The organism is Sphingobium sp. JAI105 (assembly GCF_015752145.1).
GTDB classification, from domain to species: Bacteria; Pseudomonadota; Alphaproteobacteria; order Sphingomonadales; family Sphingomonadaceae; genus Sphingobium; species Sphingobium xenophagum.
Window position 1 is genome coordinate 538,782 of record NZ_JADOUC010000002.1, and the last position, 20,199, is coordinate 558,980.

At 61.0% G+C, this 20,199-nt stretch carries 19 protein-coding genes and 2 pseudogenes; 7 read left to right on the top strand and 14 right to left on the bottom strand.

Annotated features, from left to right (window positions below; translation table 11 throughout):
* Nucleotides 1–56 precede the first annotated feature (56 nt).
* The 3 genes from IWY39_RS19940 to IWY39_RS19950 all read right to left on the bottom strand — a co-directional run bounded on the left by IWY39_RS19940 (nucleotide 57) and on the right by IWY39_RS19950 (nucleotide 2,064).
* A complete protein-coding gene (locus IWY39_RS19940) occupies nucleotides 57–380 on the bottom strand; it encodes a DUF4286 family protein (protein ID WP_107126221.1) in 324 nt (107 codons plus the stop codon).
* 31 nt (nucleotides 381–411) lie between these two features.
* Nucleotides 412–1,077: an RraA family protein gene (locus tag IWY39_RS19945; RefSeq protein WP_107126220.1), complete on the bottom strand. Its 666-nt coding sequence runs from the start codon at nucleotides 1,075–1,077 to the stop codon at nucleotides 412–414.
* Nucleotides 1,078–1,209: 132 nt separating this feature from the next.
* On the bottom strand, nucleotides 1,210–2,064 hold the full coding sequence (locus tag IWY39_RS19950) for a p-hydroxycinnamoyl CoA hydratase/lyase (protein WP_107126219.1): 855 nt from the start codon (nucleotides 2,062–2,064) through the stop codon (nucleotides 1,210–1,212).
* Between the two features lie 186 nt (nucleotides 2,065–2,250).
* On the opposite strand from IWY39_RS19950, the gene IWY39_RS19955 reads away from it, so the two are divergent.
* On the top strand, nucleotides 2,251–3,045 hold the full coding sequence (locus IWY39_RS19955) for an SDR family NAD(P)-dependent oxidoreductase (protein WP_231377803.1): 795 nt from the start codon (nucleotides 2,251–2,253) through the stop codon (nucleotides 3,043–3,045).
* Nucleotides 3,046–3,139: 94 nt separating this feature from the next.
* On the opposite strand, the gene IWY39_RS19960 is transcribed toward IWY39_RS19955, so the two are convergent.
* The 4 genes from IWY39_RS19960 to IWY39_RS19975 form a co-directional block, all read right to left on the bottom strand.
* On the bottom strand, nucleotides 3,140–4,831 hold the full coding sequence (locus IWY39_RS19960; RefSeq protein WP_107126217.1) for a carboxylesterase/lipase family protein: 1,692 nt from the start codon (nucleotides 4,829–4,831) through the stop codon (nucleotides 3,140–3,142).
* A 95-nt stretch (nucleotides 4,832–4,926) separates the two neighbouring features.
* Nucleotides 4,927–5,757, bottom strand: coding sequence for a shikimate dehydrogenase (gene aroE / locus IWY39_RS19965; RefSeq protein WP_107126216.1), 831 nt, complete (start codon nucleotides 5,755–5,757; stop codon nucleotides 4,927–4,929).
* A 34-nt stretch (nucleotides 5,758–5,791) separates the two neighbouring features.
* On the bottom strand, nucleotides 5,792–6,763 hold the full coding sequence (locus IWY39_RS19970) for an alpha/beta hydrolase (RefSeq protein ID WP_107126215.1): 972 nt from the start codon (nucleotides 6,761–6,763) through the stop codon (nucleotides 5,792–5,794).
* Nucleotides 6,764–6,773: 10 nt separating this feature from the next.
* Nucleotides 6,774–8,651: a bifunctional sugar phosphate isomerase/epimerase/4-hydroxyphenylpyruvate dioxygenase family protein gene (locus IWY39_RS19975; protein ID WP_107126214.1), complete on the bottom strand. Its 1,878-nt coding sequence runs from the start codon at nucleotides 8,649–8,651 to the stop codon at nucleotides 6,774–6,776.
* A 156-nt stretch (nucleotides 8,652–8,807) separates the two neighbouring features.
* On the opposite strand from IWY39_RS19975, the gene IWY39_RS19980 reads away from it, so the two are divergent.
* From IWY39_RS19980 to IWY39_RS19995, 4 genes and pseudogenes are all read left to right on the top strand, one after another.
* On the top strand, nucleotides 8,808–10,052 hold the full coding sequence (locus IWY39_RS19980; RefSeq protein ID WP_107126213.1) for an MFS transporter: 1,245 nt from the start codon (nucleotides 8,808–8,810) through the stop codon (nucleotides 10,050–10,052).
* A gap of 263 nt (nucleotides 10,053–10,315) precedes the next feature.
* Nucleotides 10,316–11,017: a nitroreductase gene (locus IWY39_RS19985; RefSeq protein WP_107126212.1), complete on the top strand. Its 702-nt coding sequence runs from the start codon at nucleotides 10,316–10,318 to the stop codon at nucleotides 11,015–11,017.
* 18 nt (nucleotides 11,018–11,035) lie between these two features.
* Nucleotides 11,036–11,914 carry an alpha/beta fold hydrolase gene (locus IWY39_RS19990; protein ID WP_107126211.1) on the top strand — a complete coding sequence of 293 codons (879 nt, stop codon included), beginning with the start codon at nucleotides 11,036–11,038 and terminating at the stop codon, nucleotides 11,912–11,914.
* A 154-nt stretch (nucleotides 11,915–12,068) separates the two neighbouring features.
* Nucleotides 12,069–12,233 (top strand): annotated as a pseudogene (locus IWY39_RS19995) (transposase); the annotation flags it as partial.
* A gap of 105 nt (nucleotides 12,234–12,338) precedes the next feature.
* Here the strand turns inward: IWY39_RS19995 and IWY39_RS20000 are convergent.
* Together IWY39_RS20000 and IWY39_RS20005 are read right to left on the bottom strand one after the other, a co-directional pair.
* Entirely contained in the window at nucleotides 12,339–13,508 is a 1,170-nt protein-coding gene (locus IWY39_RS20000) for a tyrosine-type recombinase/integrase (protein ID WP_229380785.1), read from the bottom strand.
* Nucleotides 13,509–13,772: 264 nt separating this feature from the next.
* Nucleotides 13,773–14,437: pseudogene (locus IWY39_RS20005) on the bottom strand (transposase); the annotation flags it as partial.
* A 405-nt stretch (nucleotides 14,438–14,842) separates the two neighbouring features.
* On the opposite strand from IWY39_RS20005, the gene IWY39_RS20010 reads away from it, so the two are divergent.
* On the top strand, nucleotides 14,843–15,154 hold the full coding sequence (locus tag IWY39_RS20010) for a hypothetical protein (RefSeq protein WP_145169831.1): 312 nt from the start codon (nucleotides 14,843–14,845) through the stop codon (nucleotides 15,152–15,154).
* A gap of 303 nt (nucleotides 15,155–15,457) precedes the next feature.
* On the opposite strand, the gene IWY39_RS20015 is transcribed toward IWY39_RS20010, so the two are convergent.
* From IWY39_RS20015 to IWY39_RS24160, 5 genes are all read right to left on the bottom strand, one after another.
* On the bottom strand, nucleotides 15,458–16,594 hold the full coding sequence (locus tag IWY39_RS20015) for a PAS domain-containing sensor histidine kinase (protein WP_229380782.1): 1,137 nt from the start codon (nucleotides 16,592–16,594) through the stop codon (nucleotides 15,458–15,460).
* Nucleotides 16,587–17,321, bottom strand: coding sequence for an alpha/beta fold hydrolase (locus IWY39_RS20020; protein WP_196871694.1), 735 nt, complete (start codon nucleotides 17,319–17,321; stop codon nucleotides 16,587–16,589). Before IWY39_RS20020 ends, IWY39_RS20015 begins: the two co-directional genes overlap by 8 nt.
* Before the next feature lie 218 nt (nucleotides 17,322–17,539).
* Nucleotides 17,540–18,262, bottom strand: coding sequence for an anti-sigma factor family protein (locus tag IWY39_RS20025; RefSeq protein WP_107126207.1), 723 nt, complete (start codon nucleotides 18,260–18,262; stop codon nucleotides 17,540–17,542).
* A 4-nt stretch (nucleotides 18,263–18,266) separates the two neighbouring features.
* On the bottom strand, nucleotides 18,267–18,755 hold the full coding sequence (locus IWY39_RS20030; RefSeq protein ID WP_107126206.1) for an RNA polymerase sigma factor: 489 nt from the start codon (nucleotides 18,753–18,755) through the stop codon (nucleotides 18,267–18,269).
* Between the two features lie 141 nt (nucleotides 18,756–18,896).
* Entirely contained in the window at nucleotides 18,897–19,247 is a 351-nt protein-coding gene (locus tag IWY39_RS24160) for a hypothetical protein (RefSeq protein ID WP_229380781.1), read from the bottom strand.
* Between IWY39_RS24160 and IWY39_RS24165 the strand changes: the two genes are divergently transcribed.
* A complete protein-coding gene (locus IWY39_RS24165) occupies nucleotides 19,248–20,147 on the top strand; it encodes a S8 family serine peptidase (protein ID WP_331274489.1) in 900 nt (299 codons plus the stop codon).
* Nucleotides 20,148–20,199: the final 52 nt, after the last annotated feature.

The window sequence follows — 20,199 nt, forward strand, 5'->3', positions numbered from 1 at the left end:
GAACCGTTCCCTAAAGCTATGGCGCGGGTATTTGGAATGTGGCGCGCGACCGGTCGTCATTCAGGCAGGCCATAAACCACGCCTTTGAACGCCGTCACCACTTCGGGATCCAATGGGGAGAGGAGCCCTGCGCTTCGGGCGGCCTGCAATCTCCGAAAGGCCTCGTCGGCATCGCCCGAAATTTCATAGGCGACGACATGCGCATATTCCGGCGACGGTCGACCTTCGATCTCCCTACGCGTCATGCGCCGAGCAGATTCAAATCCCTCAACGGCGAGGATTTGCGCAACATGCTCTGCATACCATGCATGAAATTCCGCCTCCCTCCCCGGCGCCCAGTTGGAGAAGACGAGATAGAGGGTCTTTTGAACTTCAGGCACGTCGCTCCCTCTCGGCAAGTTCTTGCGATCGTCAATCATCGGTCCGGCGCGTCTGCAGCTTATGGTAACCAAGCTGGGCTCTGGCATCGCGGAGGCTCGATCCCTGACTGCACGCTTTGCGAATGGCGGCTTCCGTCTCGAAAATCTCGGTTGCTGCGGCAAGAACGGCATTCTCATGTTCATGCGGAATAACGATCACGCCATCTGCATCGCCGACGATGATGTCTCCAGGCGCCACGCGCGCGCCGCCGATTGTCACGGGCACATTGGTCGCCTCCAATTGCACGCGATCCTTACCCGTGCGCATCCAGTGCCCTTTGGAAAAGATCGGATATTGAAAGTCGCGGCAACATTGAACGTCGCGACAGATGCCGTCGATCACGGTCCCGCCGACCCCGCGGCGGGAGGCGACTTCGGTCAGGATATCGCCCCAGATCGTGGCATCGTCTCGACCACCATTGTCGATGACAACGATGTGGCCGGGAGGAACATCGTCGATAAAATCACCGACCGTTCCCGCAGGCCTGCCGGCCGGGCCGAACAACAAAGTAAACGCGCGCCCGCACAGCTTAAAGCGCGGATCCCGCCCCTCGATGCGATAGCATTGGCCGACAATGCCGAGGCGATCCAGGGCATCGCTTATCGTCGCCGTCTCAAGACCAGCAGCCTTTACGACGTTCGGGTCCAACTCAGTCATACTTCTCTCCAGCGGCACGTCGCGCGCTTTGGGTCCGGTAGAAATGCGGTCACGACCGCTGATCACAGGCCTTTTGGGGTCAAGGCACGCACACTCGCTCGCGATTGAGCAGCAGACGTGCCTTAACGCGGGTCAGCCTTCGGTGCGGTCATATGACCCAAGGCCTGGGCGGAAGGTCTTTGCTTCCAGAAACTGATCGAGACCCTTTTTCATGCCGCGTTCTTTGTCATGCAGGATGGCCTGCTCAACCTTCGCGTTGTTGTAGTCCTCCGCCATGGCCCAATCCATGTTGGTCACGCCGTGGTAACATTCCTTCGCGCCGTGCAGGAGAATAGGATTGATCTTGAGCAGCTTCCGAGCGAGCTCTTCTGTTCTGGCCCGGAGATTTGCAAGAGGCACAGCTTCGTTCACAAGTCCCATCTCTGCAGCTTTGCGACCATCAAAGACTTCGCCCGTCAGCACATAATAAAGCCCGTCACTCTGCCGCATCTTGGACGCAACAGCTTTCATCACGTTGCCCCCAGGGACAATGCCCCAATTGATTTCAGACAGGCCGAAGGTGGCTTCTTCAGCAGCCAGCGAGAGATCGCAGGACACCAGCGGCGTAAAGGCGCCACCGAAGCACCAGCCGTTCACCATGGCGATTGTCGGCTTGAAGAAAGTCTTCAAGTGGCGCCACTGCCACTGATAGGCGTCCCGCTTGGTAGCCAACACTTCAGGCCGCGATGCACCTTCCAAGTTCCGAAAATATTCCTTCAGGTCCATGCCGGCAGAAAACGCTTCGCCCGCGCCAGTGAGGACGAGAACGCCACACCGGTCATCCACTTCCAGGCGTCGCAAGACCTCGACCATCTCGGCATTGAGCGCAGGGCTCATCGCGTTACGCTTTTCGGGGCGATTAAGGCTGACCCAGGCGATCCCGTCATCAAACTCGATTTTCACGTTCTCGTACACGTAATCGCTCGTCTTTGGATCTGAATCAGCCATGCTTTGCTATCCCCATGATATATGTCAGGGGCCTTGATAACTCAGTGAAGAGCGTCAGTCAATCCGTAACAGGCAGATTGAATGACCTAAGAACCTTCATGCGGGTGTTTATAGTTACTGAAAACAAGGGATAAATTCATACGATGTTGACGGCAAAAAGCAAAATGGTATCAGGTGTCCTGATATATGGCGATGGGCCTGCATTCGTGCGATTGCGGATCATCTTGGAGAGTGAATATGACTGTAAATTCATCCATGGCCGGAAAAGTTGTTTTATGCACAGGCGCCGCCCGGGGGATCGGCCTTGCGACCGCCAGTGCTTTTGCTGCACGGGGCGCTATCGTCTATGCAGCGGACATACTTGCCGAATTGGAGACGGACGAGCCTTCTCCACTGATAATTCCGGTCACGCTTGATGTCCGTTCCGAACAGGACGTCGCCGACCTGATCGACAGAATTGTACGCGAACAGGGCAAGCTGGACTATGGGTTCAACAATGCCGGAATCGTGCTCCCTACGCGTGAGGCGGAATGGGATGTCGAGCACTTCAGCACTTTAATGGACATTAACGCGGCTGGTGTCATGCGGTGTATGAAGCATGAGCTGCGCGTGATGCAGGCGGCGGGATACGGCGCCATTGTAAACACGGCATCAAGTGCGGGCCTGGTGGGGATACCTGGCGCTGTTGCCTATGTGGCGAGCAAGCATGCCGTGGTTGGAATGACGAAAGCCGCGGCGCTTCAATATGCCAAGCAGGGCATCAGGATAAACGCAGTCTGTCCAGGCGCCACCGATACGGCCATGACAGCCATGGCGAGAGAGCGGCGTGGCGGGGACGACAAGGCGATGGCTGGAATACCCATGGGCCGTAGAGCCGCCCCTGAGGAAATCGCCGAGGCCGCAATATGGCTCTGCTCCGATGCGGCGTCTTATGTGACCGGTCATGCTCTGGCAGTCGACGGGGGGCATGTCGCTGCATAGCGCGATGGCGTAGCGCGATGGCGGGGGCATAGCCGTTTGTCAGGTCGGCTATGCTTTCGATCTATTTGCCCTGGCCACCATGATACAGATGTTCTCAGTCGCGGGGTGACGTCGCACGGGGCCGACGGGCTGCCGCCGGCACGCGATTGGCTTCGAGCCAGTCCAGATTTTCGCTTTCCAGGCGTTGTTGCGCGATTCTGTCGCCGAAGCTGCGCTCGGTCTGGTTGCGTGCTGTCCATGCCTGCCAGCCGCCGCCCGGCGCTCCGTCTCGGGCAAAGGCGATCAGATGATCCATCATCGTCTCGGAAAGCTTACGGTCATAGGGCGTCCAATCACGCGTCTGGCGGCGCGCATTATAGACATCGAACGTGCCGAACCAGTAAGGCACATCACCCGTGTGGTAGGCTCCGATCGTCATCGGATCATGATCCGCAAACCGAACGCCCGCTGTGTAAGGATGCTTGCGGGAAAACTGCGCAATATATGTTTTCTGACCGACCTTCGCCTGATCGACCGCGCATTGCCGCGATGCAAGCTCGAACCCCGCCAAATGCGCGACATGCCGCGCCTTTTCGCGGGCCTGCGCATCGGTTGATGCGGGAAATCGCTTGAGAAATTCCGCTGCCTTGTCTCCATAAACAGCCGTCGCTGCCGCCCGATATTGGTCGAGTGTCTTCACCTTCCCGAACGGGCTCATCACAATATCGAGATCATCCGTGTTCGAGCTGGTGATGATCGGAACGCGATTGATCTTCCCCGCCGCGAGCAGAGCAGGTTTCTGGTCCGGCAGGATGTAACCATCGGCGATTGGACCGCCGATGCGGATGCCATCCGCTTGAGCCCCGACCTGATTTTCACTCTGGATGGCAAGTATCTGGTCGGCAGGCAGATCGCGCATGGCGGCCAGCGATGGCGCCTTAAGGCGCCTTTGGGCCGCAAGGCCGATCGCCTCTGCGTCGCTCAGCGTGGGCATTGGGTCACGATAGATGCACCAGCTTGATATCGCGGCGCTGCGAAACAGCCCCTTGGCCTCCGGCGAGAAAATGAGGGATGCGACGGACATGCCACCCGCTGACTGGCCGATGATCGTGACCTGATCGGGATCGCCACCGAAAGCGGCGATATTATCGCGAACCCATCGCAGCGCGGCGATCTGATCCATCAAAGCATAATTTCCAGAATGCCCGCCCTGCTCGCGGCTAAGCTCCGGATGCGCAAGGAAGCCGAAAGCGCCTACGCGATAGTTGAAATTGACGAACACCGCACCGCGTTGCGCCATCGCTTCACCACCGTAATTGGGCATGCCGGAGGAGCCGATGGTGAAGGCCCCGCCATAAATGAACACGACGACGGGCAATTTGGCGCTGGGCTTGGCCTTTGGCGCCCAGATGTTCATGTACAGGCAGTCTTCCGAGGTCGGCTCCTCGCCGAAATAATGATTGATGTCATGACGCCGAAGCACCTGAATGCACTCAGGGCCGGGGCGGTCGGCATTGACGATGCCTGTCCATGAGGCCGGCTGAGGCGCGGCCCATCGCCGCGCGCCCACTGGCGGCGCAGCGAAAGGAATACCGAGGTAAGTACGGATGCCGCTCGGCAGGCTTGTGCCAGCAATCCTGCCGGAGCGGGTGGACACCGGGTCCGTTCCGATCGGCTGCATGGCATGGACGACTGTGGGAGCCACTTCATCAGGTTGTGCCTGGCCAGATGACGCCGTCAGCGCGACGGTCATAAGGCCGACGCAGCCGAGAATGGGTAAAGCCAAGATCGCTTTGGCGGGTTTCATATCTGTTTCCTGTCATTGCCATTCGGACCTTCTGTCGAACGGGACCAGAGTGACCCATCCATCCGCAATCCAAGGACCTGTTCTGAGCGGCAGTGCTAAGCGATGGAGCGAAGATGGGACCTCATACGATCGACGTCGGGCACGTGGCCGGTAATGATCTCAAAGGCCAAAGCGGCTTGCGCAACCACCATGCCAAGCCCGTTCATGGTCTGGCAGCCTCGTTCCCTGGCCTCCCGCAGAAGGAGCGTTTCCCGGGGGTGATAGATAATGTCGATCAGCCAATGCTCGGGCTTGAGGAAGTCGGGAGAAATAGGCATCCCCTCATGCCCGGTCATCCCGACCGGCGTCGCCTGAACAATGCCGCTCACATTCGCCAGCATGGTGTTGGCATCCGAGACCGGTTCGATAATCCGATCCGGAAAAAGCCGTTGCAGTTGAGCGACGAGTTGCCCAGCCAGTTTGGCGTTCACATCGTTGATGTAGAGGGTACGCACCCCTCCTTGCAGCAGACCGAAAGCCGTTGCCGAACCGGCACCCCCTGCCCCAACCTGCGATACGCACGTGGTGTCGACCCCCGGTAGATCGCGGCGCAGACTATCGAGGAAACCCGACCAATCGGTGTTGTAACCGATGCGTCGCCCGTTGCGGAACGCAATGGTGTTAACGGCCCCGATCGCCTGAGCATCTTGCGATACCTCATCAAGGAACTCCATGATGGTCCGCTTAAAGGGATGCGTGACGTTGACGCCGAGAGTACCATAGCCCTCGATCTCCGCGAGAAGCCGACTAAGGTCTTGTTTGGAGGCGTCGACCGGAAGGTCGTAGAGCCGGTACTCAAGATCGAACCCGCAATTCTTGGCTTCGGCTTCATGGATCTTCGGACTCAGAGACGCGCCTATTCCATGGCCAATCAAACCAGCGAGCATCGCTCTACCTTCCAAATCAATAGTAAAATCAACCCTATTTCCCCGGCACGCCAAGCTTGGCGTGGAAGAAATCAAAAGTCGCGTTGATCGCCTTGAGGTTTGCCTCGCGGGTTGCCGCTGGATTGGCTCCAATAAAGCTGTGATCGACCCCGGGAACATAGATCGCTTCGACCGGCACCCCGGCCTTGCGCAGCGCAGCTTCGCCTTCGCGCGACTGCTGGACCGATATCAGCTTGTCGCTTTCACCGTGGATGAGCAGGAATGGAGGATCCTTCGCATCCATATATGTGATCGGGCTCGCCGTTCGAATGCGCTCGGCGGAACAGACGCCGTCGCAGCCGAGCAACAGGGTCGCACCAGCTTTGCCCGCTGGAGAAACGGTCACCCCGGCGTAGTCGAACGCCCCGTACCAGATCGCCGCAGCGGTTGGACACACGTCGTCGGCAGCAGCAGGATCAAGCCCCGTATCGTGGCATGTCAAGGCAGTCAGCGCAGCCAGTTGTCCACCCGCCGAAGCGCCCAGGACGCCGACCCGCTTGGGATCGATCTTGTATTCCACCGCATGCTTGCCGAGAAAGCGCAGGGCCGCCTTCGCATCCTGAAGCTGGGCGGGGAATCTGGCTTCGCCCGACAAGCGATATTCTAGGCTAGCCACGGTGAATCCCTCGGCGGCAAGCGACGCCAACACCGCGGGAAAATTCTGGAACGCCGCCAGATGGCGGGTATGCCCCACCGCCCATCGTCCGCCGTGTATATAAAGAACCAGCGGGTGCGGTCCTTTGCCCTCCGGGACGTAGATATCGACAATCTGCGGGGTAAACCCCTCCACCTGTTGATAGACGACATCGTGCCATGCCTTGACCCCGCCCGGAAACATCACTGGCTGTGCCGGAAAATTGTCTTCGGGCACCGGCGCGGCGGCAACTGCAAAGTCTCGCGATGGCGCCGCGCTCGCTGAAACGGACAGCGCGGCGATAACGGCGGCAAGCGCGGATGCGAGCTTCATGACATTCCTCTCAATCAACATATTTGTCTTTATGGCGCGCCTGGGCCGCGAGCCGGATCGGCGCATTCGCCGCACCGTAGCCATGATAGCCACGACGTTCGACGACTTCGAAGAACACGCGGCTGGCGAACGCACGGCTGTAGAACTGGAAATACTCCGTCTCGACGCCGTCCGCGTCCCTAGCTCGGTCATAAAGGATATTGCCGCGCGAGAGCCGATCAATCAGCTCTTGATCCAGCCCGAAACGCGCCGCGACGTCTTCATAATAGTTTGCCGGTATCTCAAGCCGAGACAGGCCTGCTGCGGTGGCGGCCTCAGCCGCTGCAAAAATGTCGGACGTTGCAAAGGCGAGGTGCTGGACCCCTGCCCCGAAGTAATTCTGGACGAACCGTGACGACAGCGATTGCGCGGCAAGCGACCCATTGAGGGTGAAGCACACGTTGGCGTCGGCGGTTTCGACCGCCTGGCTCTGGACCAGCCCCATCGGATCGGCAATCTCCAGCTGCGGGGTCTTCCGTACGTCGAGCAACGCGACGTAGAACAGGAGCCAGCTGAGAAACTCCTCATACTGCATGGTATGGGCGATGTGGTCGATCCCGGTCAGCAATGGCGCTGTCAAAGACGGTTCCAGAGGATGCGGAAACTCGTGCGTCCACATCGCGTCACGGCTGCCTTCATCGACGAAGTAGATTAGACTGCCGCCCATCCCGCGCACACTGGGCATCGGCCATTCATCAGGGGCAGCCGCATGCGCGAAGCGCGGGATCCGGAGCGTATCTGCCCGAGCGAGTGCCGCAGCCGAATCAACAACCGCCAGCCCGATCGCGCAGACCGAGGCACCATGGACGATGGCAAAGCTATGGCCGAGGCCTTCGGGTTCGCAATTGACCACCAGATTGATGCTGCCTTGGCTCCAACGGGTTACGTCCTTGCAGCGGTGGCGTGCAGTCGGGCGGAAGCCCAATGGGCGCAGCATGGTGCCCAAAGCCTCAGCTTCTTCGTGGCTGACAGCGAACTCCACGAACTCTACGGTCGACGGTCGGACCCGTGGCGATGTGTGCGTGGCAGGGACTGCAGGCCGCGCCACTCCGCTTTCGATCAACTGAAGCGACCGATAGCCGTCGAGCGCAACACTGCTCGCTGACCCGGCGCGGAAACGGTCGTTAAAAATCTCAAGGCTCCACCAGCCATCGTAGCCGATATGGCGAATGGCATCTGCCCAGTCGTCAAGCGGCAAGTCGCCCTGACCGGGCATGCAGCGGAAGTGACGGCTCCATTGAAGGGGGTCCATGTCGAGCAAAGGTGCGTCGGCGACCTGAACAAGGAACAATTTCTCGGGGCGAATGTCTCGGATGCTCGACGAAGGGATAGCCCGCGCGAGCGAATGGAAGCTGTCGAGGACCAGACCCAGCCCGGGATGATCGGCATCGCGAACCAGACCCCATGCGTCGCGATGGTCGTTGACATGTCGGCCCCAGGCGAGCGCCTCATAACCGATACGGAGACCACGCCGGGCGGCACGCTCGCCCGCTTCGTGCAAGTCGGCGATCAGGCGTTGGCGATCGCCGCCAGCCTCGGGCGAGCAACTTGAGCACGCAAGCAGCAGGTCAGTGTCCAGTTCGGCCATGACATCAAACTTGCGTTCAAGCCGGTCGAATGCGCGCTGGCGGAGCGGATCTGGCAGGCCCTCCAAATCGCGAAACGGTTGGAACATTGTGCAGGCAAGGCCAAGATTGCCCATCAACGCACCGATCTGGCGAGATGACAGGTGACTTGATAGCAAATCGTTCTCAAAAATTTCAACGCCGCCAAAGCCAGCTGCTGCAATCGCATGCAGCTTGGCATCAAGCGCGCCGCTTATCGAAACCGTCGCAATCGATGTTTTCATGACCGCTTGCACAACCCTTTCAGCCCCGACATATTGAAGGAGCCCTGATATGTTGCTACCACTAGCCGCAGAATGGCGAAAGAGGCTTTTTGAAGATGTCCCCTGTTCGCCAATCCTGCCTTTCCTTGCAGGCCCGTTACGAAAGCGACCTAATCTATGGCCATTGCCAAGTTAACCGAAGCACCTGCGGGATCGACACCCAAGTCTTGGACGCGGCAGGGGTTGGCAACAGTTGCGTTGTGCTTCGCGATCAACATGGCCGATGGGGTAGATGTGACGATCCTGTCGTTCATCGCTCCCCGACTTCAGCAGGATTGGGGGATCGGCGCCAATGTAATGGGCAATCTGTTCAGCGCGGGCCTGCTCGGCATGGCGATTGGCGGGATGTTGATCGCCCCGACCGCAGACCGCCTGGGGCGGCGCAAGCTCATCCTCGCCGCTCTGGTCCTGATGAGCGTCGGCATGCTCGCAAGCGGCCTTGCTCAAAGCGTGTCGCAGTTGTTTGCCCTGCGTGTGGTGGTCGGTGCCGGCATCGGTACGGTGTTAGCAACAATGGCCGCCCTGGCCGCCGAAAGTGCGCCTGAACAACACCGCAACCTCGCGGTGGGCGTAGTGCAGGCTGGCTATCCCTTTGCGGCGGTATTCACGGGGCTGATCGTAGCGCAACTATTGCCGGTTTACGGATGGGCGGCGATGCTGTTCGGCGCCGGGCTGGTGACCCTGATCCTGATCCCGATCGCGTTGCTGATCCTGCCCCGCTCTTCGGCTCCTGCGGCTCTGACGGGCCGCGTAGATGCTATTCGCATTGGCGCGCTCTTGTCGCCAAATTACCGTGCCCGGACAATTACGCTATGGGGCGCAGCTTTCTTCGGGCTGATGGTACTCTACTTCATCGTCAGCTGGATTCCCAAGCTGGCCATACAGGCCGGGCTGTCCGAAACGAACGGCATCTATGCCGGCGCGCTCTATAATTTCGGCGCGTTCGTCGGCACGATGGCAATGAGCGTTTTGGCGGTCCGGGTGCCGCTGGGGCGGCTCGTCCCGACGATGTTGGTCATAGCAGGCGTTGCTATGCTGGTGTTCGGTTCGATGACGATGAGTGCGCCGACGACCTTGCTGGTGGCGTTTCTGATCGGGGTGTTTCTGCAGGGCGGATATAACGGCATATGGCCATTGGCTGCATCGGTCTATCCTGCCGATCGTCGGGCTACGGGCCTGGGATGGGCGATCGGTGTCGGCCGCAGCGGGGCCATTATCGGGCCAATGCTCGGCGGCTATCTGATCGCCGCGAACGCGTCACTGCCGCTTCTGTTCGGTGCCTACTGCGTTCCGCTGCTGCTTTGCGCAGCGTGCGTGTTTGCGGTGGATCGCCTACGCCGCCATGCGCTGCCAAACACATGATTAGAGAGAGCAAGGCAAATGGCAGCGGGCTGATTTGCTAGATGTTCACCGAGGACCTTATACTTGAAGCACCGCTTCTCCTGATTCCTGATCGTGCGGGGACGGCCTCGGCGGCAAGCCGGGGTCCACACAAAAGATAGTTTTACGTCCGCTGGGCGCGAACGGATCGTAACCCTCCCGCGCGATCCCCACTGTCTTGCCCGGCACCGGGCGTTGGCGCAGAAATGTGCGAATGCGATTGGTTGGAAAATTCCGGAGATGTTATGAACGACGTCGTTGACACGCTCGCGGCCGTTAGCCGTGCCGACATCTATGACGGGATCGTCGCGGACCGCCGGTCTGTCCGGGCCTTCCTGCCGACCCCGCTCGACCCGGCCTTGATCGAGCGACTGTTCACGGTGGCCGGTCAGGCGCCGTCCAACTGCAATGCGCAGCCCTGGATAACGCATGTCGTATCCGGCGAAACGCTCAAGCGCATCAGCGCGACGCTCATCACGCAAGCGCAGGCCGGACAGCTCGATCCCGACGTGCCGCTGACGTCCCACTATGTCGACCAGTATAAGGCGCGACGGATCGGGGCCGCCGTGGCGCTGTTCGAAGCGACCGGCATCGGCCGCGATGATAGCGCGGCGCGGCAGGCCTCTTTCCTGCGCAACTTCCAGTTGTTCGATGCGCCGCATGCCGCCTTTTTCTTCATGCCGCGCTATTTCGGTCTGCGCGAGGCCGCCGATGTCGGCATGTATGCTCAGACGCTGATGCTTGCCCTGACAGCGCATGGGTTAGGGTCATGCGCGCAAGGGGCGATCAGCCACTATGCCGGCGTAGTCAAACAGGTGCTGGGCGTGCCGGACGATCTAATATGCCTTTTTGGTCTCAGCTTCGGATACCCCGACGACGATCATCCATCGACCGCCGCTGTCACCGGGCGGGCACCGCTTTCCGAAACCGTCATTCTGCACCACTGAATTTTCAGGAACACCGCCATGCCCTTCCCGGAACCTCTTGGTCCCACGTCGCGCAGCTTCGTATCACAACGGCTGCGCCTGAACTATCTGGATTGGGGCAATGCGCAGGCGCCGACGCTGATCCTGATCCACGGCGGTCGGGACCACGCGCGAAGCTGGGATCAGGTGGCACTTGCATTGCGCGAAGACTGGCACGTCATCTGTCCGGACCTGCGCGGTCATGGCGACAGCGCCTGGTCCCCCGACGGGGCCTATACCATCCCCTATTTCATCTGCGACCTGGCGCAACTGATCCACCAGCAGGATGAGGCACCGGTTACGATCGTCGCCCATTCGCTGGGTGGCGCGATATCGCTGCGCTATGCAGGGCTGTACCCAGAACGGGTGCGCAAGCTGGTGGCGATCGAAGGCGTTGGACTGCCCTCAGCCACGAGCGGCATGGGCGTCGAAAAATCTTTCGGTACGCTGTGGCGCGACTGGATCGAAGAGCGGCGCAGCCTCGCTACCCGGCAACCACGCCGCTACGCCTCGGTCGAAGAGGCACTGGCCCGCATGCAAGGAGAAAATCCGCATTTGACCGAGGCACAGGCGCGGCACCTGACCATCCATGGCGTCGCCCGCAACGAGGACGGCAGCTTTAGCTGGAAGTTCGACGATTACATGCGGCCCGGCCCGCCAGTCGATATCAGCCCGGCGGAACTCCACGCCCTGTGGGGGAACATCACCTGTCCGATCCTGCTGTGCTGGGGCCAAGACAGCTGGGCAGAAAACCCCCTGGAAACCGGCTTTGCCACGCGATTTCATAACGCGTCTGTCCAGACGTTCGACAATGCCGGTCACTGGTTACACCACGACCAGTTCGACCGGTTTATCGCGGCGCTGCGCGCCTTTCTATAATCGTCCGCGCGGTTAACCGTCCCTTTCATTATGGCCTGCCCTATGCCGCCCGTCTGCGCCGGCGAGATAGCATACTGAACTGCAGCCGGTCTGGCGGAAACCAAGATAAGCGCATTCAAGCTACACCAGCTTCCCGTTTGAAGTCGATGGGGCTGAGGCGTGGCGCGGCGTCCGAGTTTGAGCTGCAAAGCTTGGACTTAAGATCCTTACTGATGCGAGGCAGAGCCACGCATGCCGACTTCTCATGTCGATCCCAGGCGTCGGTGACGTAACGGCTACAGCGTTCAGCAGTGCCATTGAGGATCCTGCCAACTTCAAGAAATGTTCGCGTGGCGGGAAGACCGCGGAACAGGCCGCTTGAGGTTCCCGTACCGCTTTGACGCTTATCCACACTCAATCACGCTGTTCACCGTTTTCAGAGGTATCAACGTAGTTTTGCCATCAGACGCCCTGCCGCACCCTGCTCCGCCGCTAAGTTGCGATTATAGGCAAGCGGCATCCGTGGCGACTTCCAGCGTAGCGCGTCCATAATGCCGGCCAGGTCTTCGCCGCTTGTGAAAAGGTCCTGATTGAGCCCTACTCGCGTCGAATGCGCGCTGATCCCCTTGAGCAGCCGGGCAAAGTCGTCCGTCGTCAAATCCGCCAGCGCGCCGCAATCGAATGCCCGCTGGATCATGGAGCGATAGATCGGCCCGACCGACGCGGGATGGAGCGCCCCCTGCCCCACATCAAATTCGATCCGCGCCGGCACGGCCCGCTTCGGCAACGTCTTACGCAGGTCCCATGTTTCGCGCCCGGAGATGCTATCGATCGACCGCCCGCGCACTGCTGGCTTCGCCTTGTATCGTCGCACGTTCACGCGCCGAAACACCGCCCCCGTTTCGATACCAGCGGCGTCGAGCCAAGCCGCGATGGCCCGAACGGTTCGGGGGCTGAGATAAGCAGTCGCCCCCTCCCCTTCCTGATCACCCTTGCTGCGTGGGATGCTGAGCAGCCGCGCATCGGGATCAATCGCCTCGATGATATGCTCGACCTCAATCGCCACCAGCTCCGAGGCACGCAGCCCGGTGTCATAGCCGGCCGAGAGCAATGCTCGATCGCGCAGGCCAGGCAAATCCTCCGCGCAGCTTTCCAGCAACGCCCGAACATTCAGCCCGCGGGGTTTGTCGCGCTCGACATTCCTTACCGGCCCCTTGAACCGCAGCGGCCGCGCCTGCTTCTGCGCTGTGCCAAGCCGCCGACGGATCACCTGCAACCGCAACTTCACCAGAGAGGCCGACGTCGGATCCTTCAGATCCAGCAGCAGGTGGATCTTGGCGATCGATGCTTTGTAGCGGCCGAGCGAGGCCGGCCTGCTTCCTTTCGCAGCGCGCGCATCGAGATAGTCTGCCACGGTCTCCGGAGTTGCCGGCAGCGATATCCGATTGTGGCGACGGCACCAGAGGTCGAACGCCTCGAGGTCAGACTTGAGCGCGCGGATGCTGTGCGGTGACGAGGCAGCCTGGTATGCCGCGATCAGCGCCTCGTTGACGACGATGCGCTCACCGGCGCGCATCTTGACAACCGCCCACGACAGATCGTCGGCCGACGCCATCGGCGCTAGCGCCGTTTCCCCCGCTGTCAGGGCGTCTTTATCGATCGGGGCGGCGTGCTCCATGGGCACAGCTGTACCTCACCTTATAAAGAAAGGTCAAATACGGACATGTGATAACTGTATTATCTCGATATGCGTCTGTGAATTCGCGGGCGACTTTTAGACCACGACCGTGCATCAGCTTACGACCGATGCCGTTGAAAAGTCGCTTTTTGGTCGATGCGATTGTTGCTGATTGAAGCGGACCAGCGCAGATGCCGGACCTCATGTCATCGCCGGCTGCCCGGCGAGGCTGATCTTGACGAGCTTGCGCAGGTTTTGGTGGCGGCAGCGAGGTGGAATCCATCCCGGGCACCGTTTGGTCCGCGTAATCGCAGCCGGTCGAGCCGCATAATCCGCTTCAGGTGAGCAAACAGCATCTCGACCTTCTAGCGCTCGCGGCGCGAGGCGACCCATGCGTCTTCTTGCGATAGGGTCCGAGCCAGATCGCGTGCGCCTTCGTGGATCGACCGGGTCAACTTGCGAGACGGCTGGATGGGTGTGCATCGCGGCTTGCGAGCGCAACCGCTGCAGTCCTGCTGCGGGCTCGGTAGCGGATGAAGCCGTCCTTGTCGGCCTCTTCGTGGCGAGGCAAAGTTGCGGTTGCGTGGACGCAGGCGCTTGCCGGCCGGGCAGGTGTAGCTGTCATCCTCGTAATCGAGCGTGAAGTCGCTGCGCTCGAAAGCGCCATCGCTCCTGGCAGACTTGTCGAAGACGGGCACGTGCGGCTCAATGCCACGCTCGTGCACGAGCCAGGCGAGCACGCCGGCAGAGCCGTAGCCGGTGTCGCCGATCAGCTTGCGCGGCCATAGGCCATGGCGGTCTGCCGCCTGCTCGATCATCCGCTGGGCTGCGGTGACCTCCGCCTGGCGCACCGCCGTATTCGCCTCATCGCTTGGCATCCTTCAGCATCCAGATGCTGAATCAGACGCTCGCCGCGAGTGCAAGACCGACTTTTTCAACAGCATCGACCAGACACTGCCGATCGTCCGCGCAAAATCGCGCAAGCATGCGCCTCTCTAGGTTGTCCGGAATGCCGCGCGGAGATGCGAGGTCCCAGATTGGTAGCAGGCATCGCGGCGACCATCGGAGTGCGGTCCATGACGCTACTGTCTTGATCGGTCGCGTGTTGCAGGCCGCCGCCTAGGGAACGAATTAGCGCCGCTTAGACAAGCGGCGCTCGACATCTTGCTCCTTGCAGGCGCTCTGGGCAGCATTGAACGCATGTCGTTGGCCGAGATTATCCTGGCCCTTGAAGGCGCCCACGGAACTGCCCCGTACGTCCAAGGCGTCGCTTGCTGGCGATCATGACGGGCGCGGTGGTACCCTCGAACACCGGGCTCGTACCGATCGCGATCTCCGCGCTCGGTGGGGCGATCGCAATCGGTGGTCACCGGTTACCTCCACTTCGATCGGATTGGCCGTCCGCATTCGGCGAAGTTCGTCATGTCGGTTGCAGCCAGCATCGCGATCGGCCTCATAGTTCCGGAGAGCTCGAGGCAACGTGGCTGAGCGAGCTCATTACGCCGGGACTGCAGTTCCTGCCGCTTGCTTGCGTGCTGGCCGCCGTGATGCTGTTCGTAACGGTGCTCACCAATCTTGCGTAGAACACAACGGCCGCCGCTGTTGGTACGCCAATCGCGCTAAGCCTTGGCCGCCAGCTGGCTATCCAGGTCGACCTCTGGTCCTGGCCGTCCTGTTCGGCTGGTACCTTTGTGCGACGCTGGTCGCTCAGCAGACCAACATGCTGATCATGTCTGCCGGTAATTACCGGTTTGCAGATTACACCCGCACCGGAGTGTCGCTCGTGGCGATCATGGTGGTGACGCTTCCGAGGCTGCTCGTACTCCTCTGTTGCCCTTAGTGAGACCACCTTCAAAAGCTCAATCATTCGTTGAACGGAAGCAGTCTCACACCGCTGCGGATGCTGGCATGGAAAAGGTAAACCGGGTTTCCTTAATTGTCGAAGTCACTGACAAATCGCCGCCATGGGCCTTGGCGATTTGTGAAGCGATGAACAGACCTAGACCGAGCCCATTCTGGCTGCCGCGGACTTCGCCACGGAAGAATGGCTGAAAAAGGCGCTCCATAGTATGCGGCGGAATGGCAGCGCCGCCATTGCTCACCGCGATTGCGAGCCTGTCACTATCGGAATGCGCTTCGACACGAACAGGCTGATCCGCGGATCCATGGGTGATTGCATTGCCCAGCAGGTTCGAAAGCAGCTGTCCGATGCGAACCGAATCGCACGTCACCGTCTGCTCGATTGCTATATCGGCCTCGATAGCTCGATGGGGCGTTACCGACCGCAGTTCGGCGACTACCTGTTCAAGAAGCGACTGCAGTGCGTCATCACGTTGGAGAGAAAGAGCGATACCGTTCCCGAGTCGGCCGCGCGCGAAATCGAGGACATCGTCGATAAGTGAAGAGGCGCGAACCACACTGCCCTGCATCAGCCCGAGTATGCGGCGACCCCGCTCGCTGAGCGTCTCCGGTTCCAGCATCCTCACCCCACTGGCGATGGACGCCAGCGGATTGCGGAGATCATGGCCCAGCACCGCGATGAACTGCTCCCGCAATTCGGAGGTTTCTCGTTCGGTTCGTATCGTTTCGTTAGCGGTATCGCGTGCCGAAAGCAGATCGCGCTCATATCGGCGACGATCATTCGCAGGGAATACGGTCAGACGAGTGAACAGCAGCCGGCCATCATTACGGCGCTTTTCCGCGGCGTTAGCCAATACTGGGATCTTGCGGCCATCCTTGGCCGTGACGTCCAGGGCGACCTCGTTGACGAACCCCTGCATTCGCAGCAGCGGTGCGAGATGGGTCTCGTAGAAAATTCGCCCGGCGATGTTCAAAAGGTCGTAGAAGTGTTTGCCGACCAACTCCGCGCCATCAAAGCCGGTCCAGGCCCCCAGCGTCCGATTGGCCTTCACGATCCGGCCATTGGGAGCGACCGACAGGTAGCCGCACGGCGCGTTCTCGTACAAATCCTCCAGATCCTCGATCGGCAGGTCGCTCGGAACATCTTTGCCCGGATCAGACAAATGCTTTGATCGCGGCAACGACCTCTTCAGGCGCGCTGAGGTTAGGACAATGGCCCGTGGCATCGAGCATCACTAGCTCACTACCGGGAATTCGATCCCGCACATATTGTCCGACCTCAGGTGGCGCTATGATATCCTCACTGCACTGGAGTATCAGCGTGCGGACCGCCACGTGCGGCAGGTCCGACCGGTTGTCGGACATGAATGTTACGCGCGCAAAATGCTTGGCGATATCGGGATCGGTTCTGCAGAAGCTGTTGGTCAGTTCGTCCCCCAGTTCGGGCCGGTCCGCATTGCCCATGATGACGGGCGCCATCTGGGCCGACCAGCCAAGATGATTCTCGACGAGGAAGCCGAGCATTTCCTCGATCTGATCCGCAGCGAACCCGCCGACATAGCCATCGTCGTCAATATAGCGCGGTGAGGGACCGACCATGACCAAACTCTCGAACAGGTCGGGCGCTTTCAGGGAGGCGAGGACGCCAATCATCGCGCTGACAGAATGACCGACGAACACGGCTTGATTCAGGCCGAGCGCCTGGCCAATCTCGATCACATCGTCGGCATAACCTGCAAGCGTATCATATTTGCGACGATCATAGGCCGCCAGATCGGAGCCACCGGCGCCGACATGGTCGAACAATATCGTGCGAAAGCCCTGCTCGAATGCGGAAGCGACATGGCGCCACATGTGCTGATCGCAGCCGAACCCGTGCGCGAAAATCATCGCGCGGCTCCCGGCGCCACCCAGCTTGACATTGTTTCGCGTCAGAACGGACATAGGCCTCCGCCCACAAGACTATAGAGCAAAACGCTCCTTCGCCAGTGCGGATAGCGACGGGCGTCCTCTCGGTCGGATTGCTCCGCGATCACCACTGATCTCGCTATCTATTCCCCTCGGCACATGCGACTGGAGCACTCGGTCGCAGCCCATGGCAAAAAAGCTCAGCGCGCCTTCGGCGGTGCCCATTTTGCAGCCAGTGCGGCCCGTTCTTGTGCCTGATCGAACGCGTCTCCAGCGATGAGCCTGTCAACGAGCTCTGCGGTTCCGGAGCTCGCCGCCATGCGATAGTCACCGGTGCGGCCATTCTCTGGCGCCAGCCGGCCTTGCAGTTGCCAAGCCTTTCCCTCACGACAGGCCACGCCTTGAGCGGCTTCGCCGGTAAAGGACCGGCAGATCGCACCGCCGTGATTCTTGAAGGTCAGCGCAATCCGCACCGGCGCGTTGGCGCCTTGCGTGCTGGCCAGTTGCGTATCCAGCGCGTGCTCCAGTCGGCCCGAAGCGACCAGCTTCCGGCCTTGTTCGACTACCGGCCCTTCGCGGCCGCCCGTGAAAATGGCGCCGCCGATCACACCCGCGACGAGGGTGGCGGCCATCGCTCCCCAGTGGGACATATTCCAGGCAGCCCGGCGTTGTTCGCGGCGGGTACGCGCTGCCGCTAGCGAACTGACCTCCGCTCCCCCCGACGGTGGCGCCAGAAGGGCGGCGGGGATCGGCGCTTCCAGGATAGTCGAAAACCCGCTCTGCAGTCGGCCCGCCAAGGCGCGATGCTCGGCAACCATCGCCTGCAGCGCTGGATCCGCCTCGATCATGCCTTCGATCCGGACGCACTCCTCGCCATCGAGCTCTCCATCGATATAAGCGAAGATGGCCTCTTCATCGGTCATTGGTTCAAACCTCCCTGACCAGAGCGAGAAGCGCCGTGCGACCACGGACCAGACGACTGGATACGGTTCCTATCGGCAGATCGAGCAGTTCGGCCGTCTCGCGATAGCCAAATCCTTCGACCAGCACCAGCGCGACAACCTCGCGCTGCTCGGCCGGCAGCTTTTCCATGGCCTGCATCAGCCGCTCGAGGTCGATCCTGGCATCCATCTGCGCGGTCGGGTCGTGCCCGACATGCTCGCCTGCTTCCTCGGGGGCCAGAACCTTGCCGGTCCGCGATCGCGCTCGGACCGTGTCGATCCAGCAATTGCGCATGATACGGTAGAGCCATGCGTCGAGCCGGGTGCCTTCCTGCCATTGCATCCTGGCGCGCAGCGCGCGCTCGACCGTCACCTGGGTCAGATCGTCGGCATCGGCGCGGTTGGCCGTCAGGCCATGCGCGAACCGCCGCAGGCGCGGCAGGAGAGCCTCCAACCCCTTCTCGAATTCGCTCAAATGGTTTTCCCGTGTTCATGCGGATGAAACGACATAGTCCGCACGTTTAATCCCCCGAGACACAATAAAGAAGGAATAGCCGTGATCCGCCTCAGCCTGCGCACCATCATAACCTGCAGTGCGGCCCTTCTTGCAGCGTCCTCAGCCAACGCGCAATTGCTCCCCTCTCTGGGCGGCGTTCCGGGTCAGGTGGTCGGAGGCGTTCTCGGTTCGCCGGGCAATACTCCAATTGTCGCGCCAGTGATCGACCGTCTCGACGATATTGCCGGCACGGCGACCGCGGACACCGCAGGCCTGCTCGATCTGCGCCGCGCGCGCCTTCGCGGACTGATCCGCGATCACCGCCGCGTTCTCGATGCGGATCGCGACGGCAATCCCGTCCGCAGGGGCGAAATTATCGCCATCGCCCCCTCGCCAGAGGCAATGACGCGCGCACGCGGCGCCGGCTTCCGCATTCTGCGCGACGAACGCATCGAGGGTCTCGAGCTGCACGTGGTAACCCTTGCTCCTCCCGCCGGTGATGACACGCGTGAAGGCCTGGCGCGACTGCGCCGGATTGCGCCCCAGACTGTGTCCGACTACGACCACGTCTTTGAACCGGCCGGTATGGCACCGCTTGCGCTGGGCGGGTCTGCCGCGGCGGCGACGCCTCCCCGAAGTCAAGCGGCAGTTGGCATGATCGACGGCGGGGTTTCGGCCCATCCTTCGCTAAGAAATGCATCGATTGAGCAGCGCGGGTTTGCCGCGCAGGGTCCCAGACCGAGCGGTCACGGCACTGCCGTCGCATCGCTGATCGTCGGTTCCGATGGTCGTTTCCAGGGCGCGGCCCGGGGCGTTTCCCTGCTGGTGGCCGATGTCTATGGGGGCGACCCCACTGAGGGTTCTGCCCTTACCATCGCTCGCGCGCTAGGGTGGCTGTCGGCGCGCGGCGTTCGCGTGATCAACATAAGCCTGATAGGGCCCGCCAATCCCCTGCTCGAGCGTGCCGTCACGGCGGCACGGGCGCGCGGCATATTGGTCGTCGCCCCGGTCGGCAATGACGGCCCGGCAGCGCCGCCATCCTTTCCGGCATCCTATCCAGGTGTGATAGCGGTTACAGGCGTCGATGCCCGCAACCGCGCGCTCCCTGAGGCCGGCAAGGCGCTTCATCTCGATTTTGCCGCCCCCGGCGCGGACATGGCGGCCGCCCTGCCGGGAAGCGGCTACGCCACGGTTCGCGGCACTTCGTTCGCGGCGCCGTTGGTCACGGCGCGACTTGTTATCGCCGGTGGCGGCGGATCCGCGATCGAAACGGTTTCGCGTGAGGCGGTGAGCGGTCGCGGCAGAGTCGGCAGAGGCGTGGTGTGTGGAACGTGCCGTGTTGCGCCCCGCGAGGTTGGGGCCAAGCAATAGAGAAATTTGCGCCTGCCCGCGCGATATCAAAAATTTTCGGGCGTCTGGATGA

Bases quoted from the DNA above. Each gene is read 5' to 3' on its own strand.
- IWY39_RS19975 (WP_107126214.1), bottom strand. From the start codon at position 8,651: ATGAAAACATCGATTGCGACGGTTTCGATAAGCGGCGCGCTTGATGCC.
- IWY39_RS20020 (WP_196871694.1), bottom strand. From the start codon at position 17,321: ATGATTTTCGCGCACGGGTTCGGCTGCGATCAGCACATGTGGCGCCAT.
- IWY39_RS19980 (WP_107126213.1), top strand. From the start codon at position 8,808: ATGGCCATTGCCAAGTTAACCGAAGCACCTGCGGGATCGACACCCAAG.
- IWY39_RS20000 (WP_229380785.1), bottom strand. From the start codon at position 13,508: ATGGCGTCGGCCGACGATCTGTCGTGGGCGGTTGTCAAGATGCGCGCC.
- IWY39_RS19985 (WP_107126212.1), top strand. From the start codon at position 10,316: ATGAACGACGTCGTTGACACGCTCGCGGCCGTTAGCCGTGCCGACATC.
- aroE (WP_107126216.1), bottom strand. From the start codon at position 5,757: ATGCTCGCTGGTTTGATTGGCCATGGAATAGGCGCGTCTCTGAGTCCG.
- IWY39_RS19950 (WP_107126219.1), bottom strand. From the start codon at position 2,064: ATGGCTGATTCAGATCCAAAGACGAGCGATTACGTGTACGAGAACGTG.
- IWY39_RS19990 (WP_107126211.1), top strand. From the start codon at position 11,036: ATGCCCTTCCCGGAACCTCTTGGTCCCACGTCGCGCAGCTTCGTATCA.
- IWY39_RS19945 (WP_107126220.1), bottom strand. From the start codon at position 1,077: ATGACTGAGTTGGACCCGAACGTCGTAAAGGCTGCTGGTCTTGAGACG.
- IWY39_RS19955 (WP_231377803.1), top strand. From the start codon at position 2,251: ATGGCGATGGGCCTGCATTCGTGCGATTGCGGATCATCTTGGAGAGTG.
- IWY39_RS20025 (WP_107126207.1), bottom strand. From the start codon at position 18,262: ATGACCGATGAAGAGGCCATCTTCGCTTATATCGATGGAGAGCTCGAT.
- IWY39_RS19970 (WP_107126215.1), bottom strand. From the start codon at position 6,763: ATGAAGCTCGCATCCGCGCTTGCCGCCGTTATCGCCGCGCTGTCCGTT.
- IWY39_RS19960 (WP_107126217.1), bottom strand. From the start codon at position 4,831: ATGAAACCCGCCAAAGCGATCTTGGCTTTACCCATTCTCGGCTGCGTC.